Below are 18,373 nucleotides of genomic sequence, written 5' to 3'. Positions count from 1 at the left end.
CATAAATCCATTATAATCTCCTAAAAAGCCGTCCCCAATAAAACTCTTCTATAGTCTCTTGAATTTGACAAATTTTTAACACCTAATTTGTTAATTATATAGTCTCTTCCTTTAGTATTTATTAAATCCGTTAATAAGGAACAAAAAAATGTAGTTGGAACTCTGTCTATATCACTAAAATCAAGAATAACTTCATCTCTCGTTTCTTCATTTAATAAATCTCTTAAAAACTCCCTTAATACAATGGCATCCTCACTATCAAAATCAATTCCTATAACACTCTTAACTAAAACCTCCATACTTTTTTCCCCCACTCCAGAAATATATTCTTAATTTTCTAATAATTCTTTATTTAATTATAATATATCAAACCCTTTATACTTTGTCAACAATTTCACAATTATATTTTTATACTATTTATCCTTATTTCTTCTCCATCTTTCTTTTACAATGTAGTTATATAAACCTAAAATAAAAAAGCTATTTTCCCTTATGATTTTCTCTATTGCTCACTTTCATATGTTCTTAGTTTAATTAATTGTAATATATAAAATGATAAGTATATATGCTAATAATTTTTAGCATATATACTTATCATTCTTACTTATAACCTTATATACAGTTTTACTACTAATAGCTTTAAACTTTACTATCATCACTAAAAGTACTTATCAGTTATATTTTTAGATTAACTACATGCTACTTAATTAATCTATGACTTAACTCAACTATCTCATCACTCTCTAGGGAGTTGAAAATTTTAACATATCCTTCATCCTTATTTGGGTTTACTATATTGTACTCCTCAAGCTTTCTTTGAAGTTCCCTTGAGGTACCTAAGCTTCCATCTATTATATTAACATGATCTCCAACTACCTTTTGTATTTCATTCTTAACAAAGGGATAGTGGGTACAACCTAATACTATTGTTCCTATTTTTTCTGGTCCTATTTCCTTGAACTTATCTACTAAGAACTTATTAAGTTTTTCTCCAGTTAATATTCCCTTTTCAATAAACTCCACAAGTCCCGGACATGGAAGCCTTACTATCTCTGATTCATCATCATATTTTTTAATTAAATCGCTAAATTTTCCTTCAAATAGTGTTACGCGGGTTGCCATTATAACTACTCTACCATTACTTCTCATCTCCACTGCTGGCTTTAGTGCTGGTTCAATTCCAATTATAGGTATATCCTTATACTTATCTCTTAAATCCTTGGCAACGACACTTGTAGCTGTGTTACATGCAAGTACTATGGCCTTTGCACCTTTCTGTAATAAAAAGTCTATGGCATTAAAAGTTAATTCTTTAACCTCCTCAACAGGTCTTGAACCATAAGGAGCATTTTTAGAATCTCCAAAATATATATAATTTTCATTAGGCATTAATTTTATACTTTCCCTTAATACACTAAGTCCACCTACTCCCGTATCAAAGAAACCTATGGGATTGCAGTTTTCAAGCTCCATTGTTATTCACTCCTTAATAATAAGCATATTAAAATACGTTTCAAGTTCTTATGTTGTTTAATTCCTTATTAAATCTTTACTTATTAATTCTATCAAAAAACTATATAGTTGTAAAAATCTATCCTTCTCCTAATAAAGTTTATGTTATGCTATATCAATTATTTGAAACGTTTTCTTTTTATTGTTTCATTTTTATTCTTTAAATCAATACTTTTCTCTATAAAATTATTGACACAATCCTATGTTTATAATAGAATTTTGCTATATTTTATTATGTTTAAACGGATTTTAGTATATACCAATAATGAACTAAATTACCCAAATTTTACTCAATATTATGTAGGAAAGGATGTGAAGTATATCTTGCATCTTCTAATGCAAGATTACAATTATGACAAAAGATTTAATTTATTTCATAACAAAAGAAAACCGTTCTAAAGAATCTTTAATTGAACTATTAACTAATCATCCAGAAATAAAATTTGTTTCCCTTGTTGGAGTGGATTTATCTGGTAATGATACTGACGAGAAAATCCCTACTAAGGTCTTTTTAGAAGACATTGATACTTTTCTTAATGGAGCTGCAGTACAAACTGATGGTTCTTCTGTTTCTCTCCCTGGAATTGCCACTCTAAATAACGCAAAAGTAGATATGATAGCCGACTTAGATGCTAATTGGTTCATAGACTATAACTATGAACATTTAGACCCTGATACAAATAAACCTGTTGGTACCTTAAGAATTCCTTGTTTCTTATATCATGATAATAAACCTGTAGACTCTCGTCACGTATTAAAGAGAGCTATAGATCATTTTAACTCAACATTATTAACTCTCTTCAAAGATCACCCTGAAACTCTTTCTCAGTTTAATGTAACTTTAGATGATATTGAGGATGTTGTAATAACCTCTGCCACAGAACTTGAATTTTGGGTTAAAACTCCTAATGATAAAGCTGAGATAGAAGAATTAAGTACTTCTCAAGCCCTTCATGAGCAGTATTGGACTAGAACTAAAGGTTCTGTTAGAACTGCCCTTGAACAATCCCTTTTATTAATGGAAAAATACGGATTAGAACCTGAAATGGGTCATAAAGAGGTTGGAGGAGTTAAAGCTAAAATAACCGAAACTGGTAGCTTAACTCATATAATGGAGCAGTTAGAGGTAGACTGGAAATATTCAAACCCTGTGCAATGTGGAGATAATGAACTTCTTGTTAGAACCCTAATAAAGGAAGTATTCAGACAAAATGGCCTTGAAGTCACCTTCTTAGCTAAACCTATAGAAGGGGTGGCCGGTAACGGTAAGCATATACATGTAGGTATTTCCCTAAAACTTAAGAATGGTAAAAGAGTGAATTTATTCTCTTCTAAAGAAAAACACTTCTTAAGTACCATAGGCTATGGTGCTATGATGGGTATTCTTAGAAATTATGAGATAATGAATCCATTTATATCTTCTACCAATGACTCCTTAAAAAGATTACAACCAGGATTTGAAGCTCCTGTGTGTATTGTAACCTCCTTAGGTAGAAGTGTAGATATTCCTTCTAGAAATAGAACCATTCTTATAGCTTTAATAAGAGATCTTCAAAACCCTCTAGCTACAAGATTTGAACTTAGAAGCCCTAATCCCTATACTAACACTTACATAGCTATTGCTGTGACTTATATGACTATGTGTGACGGAATTAAATATGCCTTAGAAAGTGGAAAGACCCATGATGAACTTTTAAAAGAATTATCAAAAAAGCCTAATGAAAAATCTGATTATCTAGAAACAGAAAGAGCTTATAGATCTGAGGAAGATGTATTTGAATTCTATAACGACGAAGAAAGAAATTCTATGTTTGGAAAGGCACCTGCTACAGTATATGAAAATTTAATAGCCTTTAAAACTCAAACTAAAAAACTTGAAGTTTTAAAAGGTAACAATGTATTTACTGATGCCTTAATAAACAGTTTTCAGATTGCTGCTACCGAAAGATGGGTTACTGAAATAAGTAATAGAATTATAAACAACTATATGGATGAAATACGTTCATTTAAAATGCTTCACTCTACAGAAAGAGCATTGGATCTAGATGTTTCTAATTGGATGGCTATAAACGAATTAAGACATCTTATAATGAAGGATAGTTATACTAATAAAAGCTTATTTACCAAAATCAAAGAAGCTATATCTTCTAAAAAATATGATGAGGTATCAGCCCTTCAACTAGAATTAGATGAGAAGATGTCCATATTAAGAAAGTTATATTCTTCTTATAGTAAAAATTTACTAGACATTTAATTTAGCATATTGTATTAGTTAAACTTTAAGAAAAAATTTGTTATATTTTTTCAAATTACTAGAATTATTTTACTATCTAAATCTACTTGACTTAATATAAAAATAAGGTAAATAGGAACCTAACATTCTTATTTACCTTATTTTATTTCAATTGTTTAAAATTTTTGTTTATGGTAGTATATAGAATATACATATATTATGAGGTGGTAACTACCATGAGAATAGTTCCTATTGATTGTATTAAAAGCGAAGTTTTTCTAGGTAAAACTATTTTTGATAATGAAGGCCGTATCCTTTTAAAAGAAGGAGTGAAGCTTACAAGTAACCTTTTAAAAAGGATAAAACTTTTAGGGATTAATTATTTATATATAATAGATGAATATAGTGAAACAGAAATTAAAAGCATAGTAAAACCTGAATTAAGACAAAAAGCAACTAGTCTTGTAAAAAGTACATTTAATAACATATGCAATAGTTATAACAGTATATATAACAATATAGATGATATATTAAAATTAGTGGAAGAGCTTATAGATGACATAACCTCTAATACTGACCTTTTAGTAAGCCTTGTTGATATAAAAACCTTAAGTGGATATACATATGAGCACTGCGTAAATGTATCTGTGCTTTCATTAATAATAGGTATAAAATTAGAACTATCAAAGGGTGACTTAAGAGATTTATGCCTAGGAGCTCTTATCCATGACATAGGTAAAATTTTTATACCTAATGATATTCTCAATAAATCTTCTACTCTTAATGATGACGAATTTGATGCTATGAAACGACATCCCTTAGTTGGATACCATTACCTAAGACATATTCATAATATACCAACTAGTTCAAGGCTTATAGTGCTTCAACATCATGAAAAAGTTGATGGAACTGGATATCCTTTTGGAAAAAACCAAGAGGAGATTAGTATATTATCAAAAATTGTTTCCATAGCAGATGTATATGATGCCCTTACATCTACCAGACCATACCGAATGCCTCTAACACCTAATGAAGCTTTAGAATTTATTCTTGGAAATGCAGGAACACATTTTGATTTTTTACTTGTTAAACTCTTTAATGAAACTATAATCCCATACCCTAAGGGAACTCTAGTGCAACTAAACACAGGAGATATATGTGTAGTTAAAGAAAACTTTCATGAATTTCCACTACGTCCTAATGTAAAAATATTAAAAAGTTCTATTCCTTCAAAGGTAGGTTCTGAAGTAGATCTTAGAGAAAATCTATCCTTAGTTATAGATAAGACTGTCTTTGCCATATAAAAAAACCTTATGAAAATTTTCATAAGGTTTTTTCTACATTAATAAATTTATATTATTTTTACTTAATATCTCATAGCTATAGGTATCCATCTTAGAAAAAGGGTTATTATCTATAATATATTTTGCCTCATCAAAGTCCTCCACTCTAAAAATCATAGTACCACCATTTTTATTGTAAGTACCAGCACAGTAAAGATATTTAGTGAAGTTCTCAGAAGTCTTTCCTTTTATACCCTCTATTGCTCTTTGCTTACCTAAGGAATCCATCTTATAATTTATTTTTACAAACAACCCATCTTTTTTATTCATTCTTATCTCCCCTTGCTTATTTATAGTACATTACATTATATTAATACCTTATTGATTTTATGACTAAATGCAGAATTTATCTGCAATTTAAATTATATAGAACATACGTTCTTATGTCAATAATATTTTTATTTTCCAACTCTATGCTTTAATATAACTTTATCTTAGGAAATGAGTAAAATTGTAAGTCCTTTCTTCTACTTTCTTAAGTTTAATTTACACTAAATAAAAACATCGCATTAACTAAATATCCTTCTATCTTTCTATTACCTAATATATAATTTATAAAAAAACTATTAATATAACTTTCTTGTTAAATTCACCACAACATATTACTGGTTTTTCATTGACATTAACATTTTTTAGTAGTATATTGAAGAGGTATAAATAACTATATTGGAGAGTAGATATGAAAATAACTCAAGAGGTAGATTATGCACTAAGAGTAATTCTTTACTTATCTAAACTAGGTTTTGGAGAGAAAATTGAAGCTAAAGTTATATCTGAAAATGAAAACGTACCTCATAGATTTTTATTAAAGCTTTTAAGAAAATTAACTCAAGCTGGAATAGTTAAATCTTATAGGGGTGTTACTGGTGGATATGCCTTAAATAAAAGGCCTGAGCATGTATCCTTATATGATGTAGTTGTTGCAATAGACGGTCCTATATATGTAAATCGTTGCCTTAACGATAAAGATAATTGCAATAAGTCTAATACAGATTTTTGTAAGATACATAAAGCCTTAGCGTCAGTTCAACAAAACTTAATTGATAATTTAGAATCTATAAATTTCGGTGATTTATTGAAAGAGGACTAGCACCTCTTTTGTTTTATGCTTAAACTATACTTTTCAAGTATAGTTTAAGCATAAAACATTTATAAAATAAATATGATTTTTTCATACTCACTATTCCCATATTCTTTAAAAAATCTCATTAACTTATCTTGTTTTAGCAAGATTGATAAATTAACCTTAAAACTTAATTAATATGGATTCTTATCCAATGAAATACATGTGTTTCTTCCCTCCTATACAAGTTATTCCGTCTTTATTTCTTAACCATTAGTATAAAATATTGTACTATAATCAATTCTATATACTAGGAGGTGAATCTATGAAACAAATCTTTTTATCCATAACCTTAGCAATGGCATTAATTATAGGCTACTTATTTATATCACCAGATGTACCTCCAATATTGTCGAAACAGGTGCATGCAGAAGAAGATTTACAAGTTATATTAAATACAGAATTTAAGGATATAAGTTATAAAGAGATTGATGGGAAGAATATAAACCTTGATATATATACCCCTACTAAACAAAGGTATAAAAAAACTCCCGTAGTTTTATTTTTCCATGGCGGAGAATGGAGATATGGTGATAAGGAAATTCCTGAAAGCTTTTTACCTATAGTAAATACTCTTCGTAGTGAAGGTATCGCTGTAGTAAGTGCAAACTATAGATTAGTTGATAAGTCATCATCTATTAAAGATTCTATAGATGATTGCGCGGATGCTGCTAGGTGGATTACTAAAAATTATAAAGAGTTTGGCTTTGATACTGAGAATATAGGCGTTCTTGGAGTATCTTCTGGCGCTCATTTAGCACTTTTAACAGCCTATAATAATGAAAATAGCTCAAGTAATTATAGGATGCTTAAGGATGTTGACTATAATATTAAATATGTTGTAAGTTACAGCGGACCTACAGATTTAACTACTCTTGATAATAAAGAATTTAAATCTGCTCTAAACACATTTGCTTCAGATTTAAATTCTAAAGAGTCTCTTGAAAAGTTAAGTCCTATAAATTATGTATCATCCTCTTCTCCTAACACATTAATAGTTCATGGCGAAATGGATGAGGTAGTTCCCTTATCTCAAGGGAATGCTCTTTATAAAGCTGGGATCTCAAAAGGCTGTGACTTTCAGTTAAATGTTATATCAGGGGGTAATCATGCCTTAAGTAATGCTAAGACCTTTGATTTATTAAGCCTTGCCAATAACACTTTAGATTTTATGCTCTATAACATAAGAAACACCTATTAATATTAGGTGTTTCTTACTTTTCCTGTGCTTTCTCTTATTATTAAATTAGTATCTATGATTATTTTTTTATTTCTCCTTATGTCCTTATCAAAGAGATCCATAAGCTCCATAGCTGCCCTTTGTCCTGACTCTACCATCCCTTGATCTACAGTAGTAAGCTTAGGACTCATTATATTTGATATTAGGGTATTATCAAACCCTATTATAGATATGTCCCTAGGAATTTCTAAATTTAAGTCACTACATACCTTCATAGTAGACAGGGCTATTAAATCATTACAACAAAATATAGCTGTAGGCTCACTTTCCTTAATTTTATCCCTTATTATATCTCCAGACTTATCTATTACCCCTAAGCTATTAGCCTGTCCAACCTTAATTATTTCTAAATAATCTATATTTCTATCTTTTAGGAACTCTTTGTAAACATTTTCCTTAAGGTCATAAGAAAAACTATTATCTCCTCTTATAAAAGCTATTTTCCTATGCCCTAATTCATATAAATAATCAAAGGCCTCTAAGGTGCCCACCTTTTCATCATAGGAAACAAAGTTCCCCTTAAACCCCTCTGGTGAACCGTTTACAAGTATAGTTGGAACTGTAGCGCAAACCTTACCTAAATATCCGCTTTTTAAGTTTTCATAGGAAGGATCTATGGCTATAATCCCATCTACTCTTTTAGATAGCAAACCTTCAATAATCTCACATTCTCTTTTACTATCTCCTTTACTATGACAAAGCATTATACTATAGCCTTCTTTGTCTATATATTCCTCTATGGCTTCTACAACAGTTGGAAAGAAGAGATTTGTAAGCCCTGGTACAACAACTCCAATAACTCCTGTCTTTTTTGTTATTAAGCTTCTTGCCATAGTATTAGGTCTATAATTTAATTTTTCTATTGCTTTTTCTATCTTTTCTCTAGTCTCCTTTTTCACTGGGTAATTATTGTTAAGTACCCTTGAAACTGTAGTAATGGATACCCCTGCTTCTTTTGCCACGTCATTAATTGTTCTAGCCATTTCATCACCTATTATATTAGTTTTCCTTTAATAATATCAAATTATCTATTACTAATCAACAAAGTTCACATAATTATCTGAATTATTTACCTTTTATCCATAAATAATTATTTAATATTAAAAACACACTAGATGTCCATGTGAATGCCTTATCTCTTAATCCTTCTCCAGTTTTCCCATTAAAATTTTCTGCCATTCCACTTTTAAGAGCCATATTACAATAAGCTCTGCTCACATTAATGGCAAGATCTTCTTCTCCTACTGCTTTAAGAGCTTCTACCATTATCATTGTTGATGGTGCCCATATAGGTCCAAGCCAGTATCCATCATCCTTATACCACTGGCTATTTAAAGCTTCTGTTAGAAATCCATGTTTAGTTAAAAATCTCCCTTCCTCTTTTAACCCTTCTATAAGTTTTTCTCTAATGTGCTTTGGTAACCTTTCTCCTAATATAAGTGGTACATATAATATAAGGCTATCCCCTATAGTACTTTCATGACTTCCACTAATACAGCCTTGAAATTTTTCTCCATTCCAGAAATGTTCCAATATATTACTTTCTAACTTATTAATTTTATTTTGGAATTCTTCTCTTTCCTCTTCTCTTTTAAGTCTTTCACTAAAATCTATTAATACCTCTAGTTGTAAAATTAAGAAAGCTGATAAATCTGGAAGCTCTACGGGTACCCCATTATGAAAAGCTGTACTATTATCCCAGCCTGAGTCATTTCCATGAGTATATTCTGGCACTCCATCATTATCACTATCTCTATACTTAAACCACCAATTAGTCCAGTTTTTTAATGGCTCATATAACTTACTTATTACTTCATTAGAAAAAAACTTCGGATTTCTTTTCATCATATAGCTTATTGCCCAACCATGGATAGGAGGTTTAGTTGAATTATAATAACAGTACTTATCATTTATAAAATCTGGTATCATTCCACTTTTATCTTGTTTATTAAAAAATATTAGTAGCTGTTCTAGTGCCATCTGTGGATTATTATCTATAAGAGCCATGGCATTAAAACAATTATCCCAGCTCCATATATTATTCATCCAGTTTTTAGACATATACATAGCATCATAATCTAACATCCCTCTGCTATGAACCACACTACTCCAAGTTATATAAGAAGCAAGAATTCTTCCCTTTTCATACTCCTTCTTCCCTTCTAAAGTTTTATTAATCCAATTGTTAAAATCCTCTTCACTATCTTCCACACACTTACTAAAATCTTTAAACCTTACTCTTTCTTCCTTAACAGTATCATACACTTCTATAGCTGCTTCAAAGCTTTCCCCACTTATATCTATAGATATAAACTCTGATCTTATAATCTTCCAAGGAGCATTTACCTTCATAACTCCCTTTAGTGGTACTATTCCTAAGCGTAATCCTTCTGAATAAGCATTTAATTCATAATAATCTCCTAGGTTAACTATATTATCATAATATCCTTTTGGTCCCTTTAACCTTAAAGTAACACCACTTCCCTTTAATCTTAAGGTATTGTTATCTTCTAAGGAAAAGTATATACTACCATAATGGCTTTCTAGGGTTAACTTATGTGGTTCTTCTATTATTCTATAATCGATAACCTTACCCTCATAAACCATATCTATCTTAAGAAGGTGGCTTATTCTATCATCTCCGCCTCTTACATTTCTTATATATAATCCCTCTTCATAATTACTTCCTTCTAATAAATAAGATATAGCAAAATATGAGCGTCTTCTGCTAAAAGGTACATCCTTTATATTAAACTCCAAATTATCATCTCCTATCCTAAACAATTTTTCTTAACAACTTAAATGTTTTTCCCCTTATTAACTTTAAAGGTGAGGAAATCCTCACCTTAGTTCTAAAAGTTTGCCATATTTCTAGCTCCATTACATACTGAATCATTGTTAAAATTATGAGCTTTAAATATAAGGCTCATAGTAAATTCCTCTGAAGTTAATCTATGATCTGGTAACTGATCTTGTCCACAACTATTGCTTCCAAGTCCATTTTGTTTATAGTCTAAGTTTAAAGTTATAAAATCTCTAGGATTAAGGTCATAGGTATGCTTTGCATTATCAATGTCCTCTACAGTATAGTAATGAGTACTAAAATTAAAATCCTGTCCTTTTACTATAAATCCTAGTCCCAAATCGCTATATAGTCCCATCCATTTTACATCTGTCCTATTTCCATTCTCTTGAGGATAACTATAGTTTTCAAACATATCCTTAACCTTTGATGCATACACTCCAAGGAAATTATTCTCCTTACTATCTGAGTAGCTCTCTCCTGGTCCTCTTCCATTCCAGCACACATTATCAAAGTCTTTGTTAATGCCCATAGTAATTCCTATTCTTGGAATCATTTTAGGTAAAGTTCCCTTTGGTCTTCCCTTTAGACTTAATAAGATGTGACCATCTCCATAAACTTTATATTCATAATTAAAATAATATCCAAAGTCATAAGTAGGTGGTGACATATAGGTTATTATATTGATTACTATATGGTTTTCTTCTCTTCTCCAATAACTTTCTTCTACCTCTTCTCTTAGTAAATTCATATAAACCTTTTTCCACTCTTTGACTAAATTCATATCATTATCTATAGTAGCCCTCCAAAGGTTAGTTCTTGATCCTTTACTTATTATACTTTCTCCCTTATAAACCCACCTTTCAAAGGAACCGCTACACAGGTCAAATCCAAGAGAAAAATAACTTGATTCTATATTTAATATACCTTCTTTTTCATAGGCATTTACCCTTATATTATCCTCTGGTATAACCCTTACCTTATTATCTATAGGTATTATAAATTGCTCCTTAGCCACTTCATGTCCTCTATTTCCCCATATACAATCTTCCTTTAACACAAAGCTTATATTTAAATAATAGGAGCTATTATTTAAAGTTTTAAAAGGAAGTTCAAAAGGTATACTTATTAAACGCTCTTCATAAGGCAGGATTTCTGGTATGTTCACTATACCACTATCCACCATATTTTCATCACAGAACACATTGAACTTCATTTCTAAATGACTAAGATTTAAAAAGTCATATAAATTTTTTATTATAAATTCCTTACTATCTATGTCCTTTAACCTTATATCTACAGGCTGAATAATCTTTTTATATTCTAAGAGTCCTGGAGTTATTGTTCTATCTGCCCTTACTAAACCATCCATACAGAAATTATAGCCATTAGGAAAATCCTTAAAATCTCCTCCATAAGCATAATACTCTACACCCTCATTATTCTTCCTCTTAATTCCATGCTCTAGCCATTCCCAAACAAAGCCTCCTTGAAGCCTTTTATATTTATAAAATAAATCCTGATATTCCCTAAGCCCTCCAGGTCCATTTCCCATAGCATGAGCATACTCACATAATATATGAGGTTTATCCATATTCTTTTTCTCTCCATGCTCTATAAGCCTTTCATACCAAGAATACATAGTACTAACTACATCTGAAACCTCTGCTTCTCTATCCTCTTCATAATGAACAAGCCTTGAATCATCTCTCCTATGACAAAAGTCTGCCATAGATTTAAAGTTACATCCAAATCCTGATTCATTACCAAGGGACCACATTATGATACTTGGATGATTTTTATCCCTTTCAACCATTCTTTCTATTCTATCTAAGTATGAATTCTTCCAAGAACTATCATCACTTAAGGTACTTATATTGCCTATAATTTCAAAACCATGAGTCTCAAGATCTGTTTCATCCATTACATATAAACCATATATGTCACATAGCTCATAAAACTCTGAGCTTTTTGGATAATGAGATGTTCTAACTGCATTTATATTATTTTCTTTCATCATAAGTATATCTTTTTTCATAAGACTTAAATTATATACCCTCCCCATATACTCATGATGATCATGAAGATTTACTCCTCTGAAAAGTATATCCTTTCCATTTAGTAACATTAAACCTTCCTTTACTTCAATTTTCCTAAATCCTATTCTTTGAGGAACACATTCTACTATCCTCCCTTTTTCATCTATAAGGGTAATTAGTAAATTATAAAGATTAGGTTCCTCGGCACTCCACTTTAATGGTTTATCTATTATAAAGGTTTCTTCTACTAATGATGTCCCTCCCTCTTTAATCTCTATATCATATATTTCCTTACAAAGCATATGTCTATTATTCTTATCTAATAGGCATATCTCAAGGGATCCTCTTTTATCTTGTGAAAGTATATTAGTTAGTTCTACTTGAAGTGATAATATTCCATTATTATAAGATTCATCTAATGTAGCTTTTACAAAACAATCTCTTATTTGAAATTTAGGTCTTTTAATTAAGGCTACATCTCTAAATATTCCACTAAGCCACCACATATCCTGATCTTCTAAATATGTTCCATCGCTCCACTTATATACCTTAACTGAAAGTAGATTTTTTCCTTCCTTTAAGTATTTACTTATAGAAAACTCTGATGTTAATCTACTTCCTTGGCTATATCCAACCTCTTCTCCATTTATCCATATATGAAAGGCACTATCTACACCATCAAATCTTAATAAAACCTCTTCATTTATCCAAGATTCATCTACGTAAAAATAAGTCACATAATACCCTGTAGGATTTTTAGTTGGAACCCTAGGAGGATTTATTGGTATTTCATAGGATAAATCTGTATAGTTAGGTCTTCCATATCCCTGAAGCTGCCAATATCCTGGTACCTTTATATTATCCCAAAGACTATGATCAAAATTTATATCTTTAAACCCCTCTGGTTCATTAAAGTAAGGATCTTCCCTATAATTAAACTTCCATGTTCCCATTAAACTCTCATATCCTAAAGATAAATTCTTGTTATATTCTAGAGCCTTATTTTTGTTATCATACCCCCAAAAATAAGCTCTGCTCCCTAGCCTATTTAGTTCTAATATGTTTTGGTTCATCCACGGCACATTTGTAAAATCCATAAAATAACCCCCTTAGAAAACCTTTTCTCTTTATATTTTATATCAATTTGGGTGCTTTTGGCAATTAATTTATAGTTAATTCTGAAAATTAAAATATATGGAGTATTATTTGGTAAAATTTTTATATAAATTACTATGAATTATTAATTCTTAATTAGGAAAACTATTGTTAAAATATATTTTCACACATTATTAATAATTTTTATATGTAAATTAATACTATTTAGTATTATAATATAGTCAATAATTATTATTAATTGAAAATGGTTTTAATGTGCTTTGCTAGAAAGGAGACTTAATATGTCTAAAGTATTATATATTACATGTAACCCTAAAAAAGTAGAACAATCTTTTTCTCTTGAAGTAGGTAAGAATTTTATAGATGAATATAAGAAAGTAAATCCTAATGATGAGGTATTTCATCTAGATTTATTTAAAGAAGATATTCCTTTTGTTGATCATGATATATTATCATCATGGGATAAGCTAAGAGCTGGTATTTCTTTTGAAGAATTATCATCTGATGAAAAATCTAAACTTACTAAGTTTAACTCTTATACTGATCAATTCGTGGAATTTGACAAGTATATTTTTGTATCCCCATTCTGGAACTTAGGAGTACCACCTCTTCTAAAAGCTTATGTGGACACTGTAATGGTTGCAGGAAAAACTTTTGCCTATACAGCTGAAGGTCCTAAAGGACTTCTTAATAATAAAAAAGCTGTGCATATAGAGGCTAGAGGTGGAATGTACTCAACTCCTCCAATGGATTCTATTGAAATGGGTAGTTCTTATATTAAGAACATCTTAGGATTTATGGGAGTATCTTCTTTTGAATCAATAATTGTGGAAGGACTTAGCATAGACCCTACAAAGGCAGAAGAAATTAAATCAGAAGCTATTAAGAAAGCTTTAGCTGTTGCTAAAAACTTCTAGATAAAATTTAGAAATTAAATGCTCCCACTTAATTATGTGGGAGCATTTTTAATAACCATTGGAAGTTATATATATTCTTTATTGTTTCTGTAGTTTCTTTCAAAGCCTATCTTAAAGGCTATATATTGTGCTATAAGATATATAATTATTAAAAATACTCTAATTACAGCTTCACCCTCCTTAACATCGTTAATATTTCTATCTATATATTTATCTTCACTTGATACTTCATAGTCTTCATATGAAATTGCATTATTTATATAGTATGTTGAAATAGGAATATCCACACTTTTAGAAATATCATCTATAACTTTATTAGGTACTGAATTTATTTCTTTTACTTCGCCTATAAGACTAAGCTCCTTATTTTTATAAGTTTTATAATCGCCCTTTAAAGCTACTATAACAGCATAATCTTTATTATCAATATTGTCCTTTAATGTTATTAATAAATATTTATAACCTTCATACTCTAAATGGAAAATATCTTCATTAGATTCTTCTTTATCTTTATGGTCTAATACTACAGATAACTTTACCCTATTAGAGTTACTGTATGCATTTTTCAAATCATTATTTTCAAAGATAACATAAATATTTTTCTCTCCTAAGATATTTTCATCTGGAACTGCTGAAGCAGCAAGTATAATTGAAAGTAAAATAGTAGTCATTATGAAGAATACCGCTGAATTAACTTTTTTAAAATACGTCTTTAAAAAAGCTATCCTAGAGAAAAGTTGTAATTGTTCTTTAAGTGCTTTAATATTATTTTTTATGTCCCCATCATCTGGGTTCTTATTAAGGTCAGCTTTCCATTTACTCTTAAGCCCTCTCATAGATTTAACAATCCTTCTTCTAGTATATGATCTTCTATCATCCTTAAGAGAAATTAAATGGTCATAGGATTTTCTATATTCTTTTAGTTTATTATAAGCATTTCCTAAGACATACTCCTTAGAAAGTAGATATGTATCCCCTTTTTCCACAATGGAAACATCACTTTCTATAACATCTAAATTTAAGGAATCCATAAGGCTTAACCTAAATAACCTTGCAGTAGGGTTATTCCTATCTAACTCTATGGCCCTATTAATTTCTATTGAACTTTTAAGATACTTCTTCTTTCTAAAATTCTTATGTTTAATCACAGAATACTTATAAGCCTTTAAAACTATGAAGGTTTCTAAAAGTATTAAGTCTGGGTCATTCTTAAATACTTTTTTACCCTTTATAATTTTCATCCTTGCTAATATATAATTACTATTGATTATATTTATATATGAGTCATATCTATATTCTAAAAACTTTTCTTTTTCCTCATTTCTTAGCTTCCCTAAGGATGAAAAGGATAATGGAGGAGGATTGAATATTTGTTTTAAATATTTTTTACTAACGGACTTATTTAAAAAATTATATTTTCCTAAAAAAGAAGTATCTATGGAAAAGTATTCTACAATTAAATTTATTACATAGTATGGAATAAACTTATGTCTTTCTACAATAAAATTTATTAAGAACTCTTCATATTTATTAAAATCTGCCATATTCCAAGTTACATTCGAATTTAATATGGATTTCCATCTTAATATATCCATTCTTAAATCAAAATCATTATAGACTCTATTAACTTCCTCTGTAAAATATGTAAAGGATAAGTCGGAAGCCTCTTCATTATACATAGGAAACTCATAATTATATCCCTCATCTAATGATTCACTACCTTCATCCCGGTTTGTTTCATATATATTATTTTCAGTATTAAATTCATCCTGGTTTTTAACATCCTCTTCATATATATAATCTTCACTCTCATGAATTTTCTCATCTAAGCTTTTATTAAAGTCTTCAATACTATGTTCTGAATTCTCATCATAAGACCTATCAGCATCTTCAGCACTATGTTCTGAACTCTCTTTATAAGACTCATCAGCATCTTCAGTACTATGTTCTAAATTCTCTTCATAAGACTTATCTGTATCCTGATTTTCACTAAAAGTATTACTCTTAGCATAGTTTAAGGCTATATCAAATGCTTCTTTTAAGGCTTGAAATGCCTCTAAATCATCATCTGGATGGGTAACCTTAAGCTTCTTTGCATAAGCTCTCTTTATTTTTCTAACATCATTAGTCGGTTCTAATTCTAAAATCCTCCATATATCCATTAGAAATTAAATCTCCCCTCAAAGTCATTTAATATTTTATTAAAATTAACTGCTGCTTTCTTTATCCTATGTTCAATCTGTGTATCAAGAACCTCTTCAAAATCTCTTGTAACCTGTCCTATATACATACGTCTATCCCCAGTTAATTCCTCATATAGCCTTTCTCCACGAGCCAGTAAAAATCTATATTCTGATCTATCCCTTGGGTGTATCTTTATATCATTTAATAAATTTAATCTTTCCTCTATTTCTTCCTTACTCATAGATCCTGGGCTATTTTCAATAACTAATCTTTTCGTCTCTCCAGTAGCTTCTATTGTTACAATAACTTCTAGTATTGCATTTTTATCATAGGTATATCGAAGGTGTAGACATTGTCCCTTAGGGCCTGGAGGCATTTTAACAGTTAATTCTCCAAGTTTTAAGTTTCCTGATACTTTTCTACTTTCTCCCTGATATACATTTATCCTGACCTCTTCTTGGTTATCAGCAATTGTATATATTTTCTCTACCCTACTAACTGGAATAGTGGTATTCCTTTCTATGACAGGCATAAAATATCCTGATTCCATTGTACCTCCAATGGTTTCAACCACTTCTGTTCCAAGGGTATAAGGGCATACATCTGTAAGTATTATTTCACTTAAGCTTTCATGCCTTTCCTTTAATGCGGAATTAATAGCTGTTCCTATGGCAACTGCCTCATCAGGATTTATATTAGTAAATGGTATCTTTCCTAAAAGCTTACCTATAAAATTTCTAATTATAGGCATCTTTGTGGAGCCTCCAATTAATACCACAGAATCAATGTCTTTTGGTGTAATATTAACATCATTTAAGGCTCTTATAATCGGAAGCTTCATTCTAGATATAATATCCTCACATAATTTTGAATACTTATTCTTATCCAATGAATAGGAAAATTCTTCTTCATTGATTTTTATCTTAAAGCTAGAGACTTCTACTTTAGAAAGATCCTTTTTACAATTTTCAGCCTTTTTATAAAGTGCCAAAGACTCTTTTTCACTAATACTTGTCCCTTCTAAATTGTTATATCTTATAAAATCTGAAATTATTACTTTTGTGAAGTCCTCTCCACCTAAAAAGTTATCCCCTGATATAGCTAACACTTGCATTACTCCATCAAATAATTCTAATATGGATACATCAAAGGTACCTCCCCCTAAATCAATAACCATAAATGTAGATTCATCTTCTCCTTGGTGAAGGCCATAAGCAATAGCTGCTGCAGTTGGTTCACTTATAAGATTTTCAACCCTGAGTCCTGCTAAGGTTGCAGCATCTAAGGTAGCTTGTCTTTGTTTATTGTTAAAATACGCTGGTACGCTTATTACAGCTTCATCACAAGATTCTCCAAGATAATTTTCAGCATCATCCTTAAGAGATTTTAAAATAAATGCTGATAAATCAACAGGAGAAAATTTATATCTTCCTAATTCGTATTCCTTTTCACTTCCCATAAATCTTTTAAACACAGAGGCAGTTAAATTAGGATGCGTCATTAACCTTTCCTTTGCAATATCTCCAATAAGTATATTTCCATCATCATCTACTCCCACAACAGATGGGGTAAGATTCTTACCAAATACATTAGGAATCACTCTAGATTCATTACCATCCCAATATGTAACTAAGCTATTTGATGTACCCAAATCTATTCCTATTCTAGCCATTTTTATCAAACCTCCTAAAAATATACATTGAATTATATCATATTTTTAAACAAATTCACATAATGTTTATTTAAACTTTTTTCTTTTACCTTATACTATTTTAAAATACTTCTATCGAAAAAAAATTTAAGTTAATGAATCCTTTAATTTGGTACATTTGACACATAATTAAGATGTTTTTCTCTGCTTTT

Annotated in this window: 13 protein-coding genes; 5 read left to right on the top strand and 8 right to left on the bottom strand. The window is 30.0% G+C overall.

Features of this window, described 5'->3' with window-relative positions; genetic code table 11:
• Positions 1-20: 20 nt before the first annotated feature.
• Together BR69_RS0106600 and murI are read right to left on the bottom strand one after the other, a co-directional pair.
• Complete coding sequence (locus BR69_RS0106600; RefSeq protein ID WP_027632482.1) at positions 21-299, bottom strand: STAS-like domain-containing protein; 279 nt, start codon at positions 297-299, stop codon at positions 21-23.
• Between the two features lie 400 nt (positions 300-699).
• On the bottom strand, positions 700-1,473 hold the full coding sequence (murI, locus tag BR69_RS0106595; protein ID WP_027632481.1) for a glutamate racemase: 774 nt from the start codon (positions 1,471-1,473) through the stop codon (positions 700-702).
• A 391-nt stretch (positions 1,474-1,864) separates the two neighbouring features.
• Here murI and BR69_RS0106590 point away from each other — a divergent pair, with 391 nt between their 5' ends.
• Together BR69_RS0106590 and BR69_RS0106585 are read left to right on the top strand one after the other, a co-directional pair.
• Positions 1,865-3,766: a type I glutamate--ammonia ligase gene (locus BR69_RS0106590; protein ID WP_027632480.1), complete on the top strand. Its 1,902-nt coding sequence runs from the start codon at positions 1,865-1,867 to the stop codon at positions 3,764-3,766.
• A gap of 215 nt (positions 3,767-3,981) precedes the next feature.
• Positions 3,982-5,049, top strand: a complete 1,068-nt coding sequence (locus BR69_RS0106585) for an HD-GYP domain-containing protein (protein WP_027632479.1) — start codon at positions 3,982-3,984, stop codon at positions 5,047-5,049.
• 33 nt (positions 5,050-5,082) lie between these two features.
• Here the strand turns inward: BR69_RS0106585 and BR69_RS0106580 are convergent, their stop codons facing one another.
• Complete coding sequence (locus BR69_RS0106580) at positions 5,083-5,358, bottom strand: hypothetical protein (RefSeq protein ID WP_027632478.1); 276 nt, start codon at positions 5,356-5,358, stop codon at positions 5,083-5,085.
• Positions 5,359-5,767: 409 nt separating this feature from the next.
• Between BR69_RS0106580 and BR69_RS0106575 the strand changes: the two genes are divergently transcribed.
• Positions 5,768-6,178, top strand: coding sequence for an RrF2 family transcriptional regulator (locus BR69_RS0106575; RefSeq protein WP_027632477.1), 411 nt, complete (start codon positions 5,768-5,770; stop codon positions 6,176-6,178).
• Between the two features lie 298 nt (positions 6,179-6,476).
• The gene (locus tag BR69_RS20085) at positions 6,477-7,412 is read left to right on the top strand and encodes an alpha/beta hydrolase (RefSeq protein ID WP_051623522.1); all 936 of its coding nucleotides are present in this window, start codon (positions 6,477-6,479) and stop codon (positions 7,410-7,412) included.
• Positions 7,413-7,414: 2 nt separating this feature from the next.
• On the opposite strand, the gene BR69_RS0106565 is transcribed toward BR69_RS20085, so the two are convergent.
• From BR69_RS0106565 to BR69_RS20080, 3 genes are all read right to left on the bottom strand, one after another.
• Positions 7,415-8,434, bottom strand: a complete 1,020-nt coding sequence (locus tag BR69_RS0106565; protein ID WP_027632476.1) for a LacI family DNA-binding transcriptional regulator — start codon at positions 8,432-8,434, stop codon at positions 7,415-7,417.
• 82 nt (positions 8,435-8,516) lie between these two features.
• On the bottom strand, positions 8,517-10,211 hold the full coding sequence (locus BR69_RS0106560) for an amylo-alpha-1,6-glucosidase (RefSeq protein WP_027632475.1): 1,695 nt from the start codon (positions 10,209-10,211) through the stop codon (positions 8,517-8,519).
• A gap of 92 nt (positions 10,212-10,303) precedes the next feature.
• Positions 10,304-13,390 (bottom strand): glycoside hydrolase family 2 TIM barrel-domain containing protein, encoded by a 3,087-nt coding sequence (locus BR69_RS20080; RefSeq protein WP_051623521.1) that lies wholly within the window; start codon positions 13,388-13,390, stop codon positions 10,304-10,306.
• 300 nt (positions 13,391-13,690) lie between these two features.
• Between BR69_RS20080 and BR69_RS0106550 the strand changes: the two genes are divergently transcribed.
• Positions 13,691-14,326, top strand: a complete 636-nt coding sequence (locus tag BR69_RS0106550) for an FMN-dependent NADH-azoreductase (RefSeq protein ID WP_027632474.1) — start codon at positions 13,691-13,693, stop codon at positions 14,324-14,326.
• A gap of 65 nt (positions 14,327-14,391) precedes the next feature.
• Here BR69_RS0106550 and BR69_RS0106545 read toward each other — a convergent pair whose 3' ends face one another.
• Both BR69_RS0106545 and BR69_RS0106540 read right to left on the bottom strand, forming a co-directional pair.
• Complete coding sequence (locus BR69_RS0106545) at positions 14,392-16,488, bottom strand: J domain-containing protein (protein WP_027632473.1); 2,097 nt, start codon at positions 16,486-16,488, stop codon at positions 14,392-14,394.
• Complete coding sequence (locus BR69_RS0106540; RefSeq protein WP_027632472.1) at positions 16,488-18,182, bottom strand: molecular chaperone HscC; 1,695 nt, start codon at positions 18,180-18,182, stop codon at positions 16,488-16,490. The genes BR69_RS0106545 and BR69_RS0106540 overlap by 1 nt, the downstream gene beginning before the upstream one ends.
• Between the last annotated feature and the right edge of the window lie 191 nt (positions 18,183-18,373).

It is taken from the genome of Clostridium hydrogeniformans DSM 21757, assembly GCF_000686705.1.
GTDB lineage: Bacteria > Bacillota > Clostridia > Clostridiales > Clostridiaceae > Clostridium_Z > Clostridium_Z hydrogeniformans.
Note: the sequence above shows the minus strand (reverse complement) of the source record. Positions and strands in the feature narration are given on the sequence as shown.

Excerpts from the sequence above, each read along its gene's own strand:
- BR69_RS20085 (WP_051623522.1), top strand. The coding sequence starts at position 6,477 with ATGAAACAAATCTTTTTATCCATAACCTTAGCAATGGCATTAATTATA.
- BR69_RS0106590 (WP_027632480.1), top strand. The coding sequence starts at position 1,865 with ATGACAAAAGATTTAATTTATTTCATAACAAAAGAAAACCGTTCTAAA.
- BR69_RS0106545 (WP_027632473.1), bottom strand. The coding sequence starts at position 16,488 with ATGGATATATGGAGGATTTTAGAATTAGAACCGACTAATGATGTTAGA.
- murI (WP_027632481.1), bottom strand. The coding sequence starts at position 1,473 with ATGGAGCTTGAAAACTGCAATCCCATAGGTTTCTTTGATACGGGAGTA.
- BR69_RS0106585 (WP_027632479.1), top strand. The coding sequence starts at position 3,982 with ATGAGAATAGTTCCTATTGATTGTATTAAAAGCGAAGTTTTTCTAGGT.
- BR69_RS20080 (WP_051623521.1), bottom strand. The coding sequence starts at position 13,390 with ATGGATTTTACAAATGTGCCGTGGATGAACCAAAACATATTAGAACTA.
- BR69_RS0106575 (WP_027632477.1), top strand. The coding sequence starts at position 5,768 with ATGAAAATAACTCAAGAGGTAGATTATGCACTAAGAGTAATTCTTTAC.
- BR69_RS0106550 (WP_027632474.1), top strand. The coding sequence starts at position 13,691 with ATGTCTAAAGTATTATATATTACATGTAACCCTAAAAAAGTAGAACAA.
- BR69_RS0106565 (WP_027632476.1), bottom strand. The coding sequence starts at position 8,434 with ATGGCTAGAACAATTAATGACGTGGCAAAAGAAGCAGGGGTATCCATT.
- BR69_RS0106540 (WP_027632472.1), bottom strand. The coding sequence starts at position 18,182 with ATGGCTAGAATAGGAATAGATTTGGGTACATCAAATAGCTTAGTTACA.
- BR69_RS0106600 (WP_027632482.1), bottom strand. The coding sequence starts at position 299 with ATGGAGGTTTTAGTTAAGAGTGTTATAGGAATTGATTTTGATAGTGAG.
- BR69_RS0106580 (WP_027632478.1), bottom strand. The coding sequence starts at position 5,358 with ATGAATAAAAAAGATGGGTTGTTTGTAAAAATAAATTATAAGATGGAT.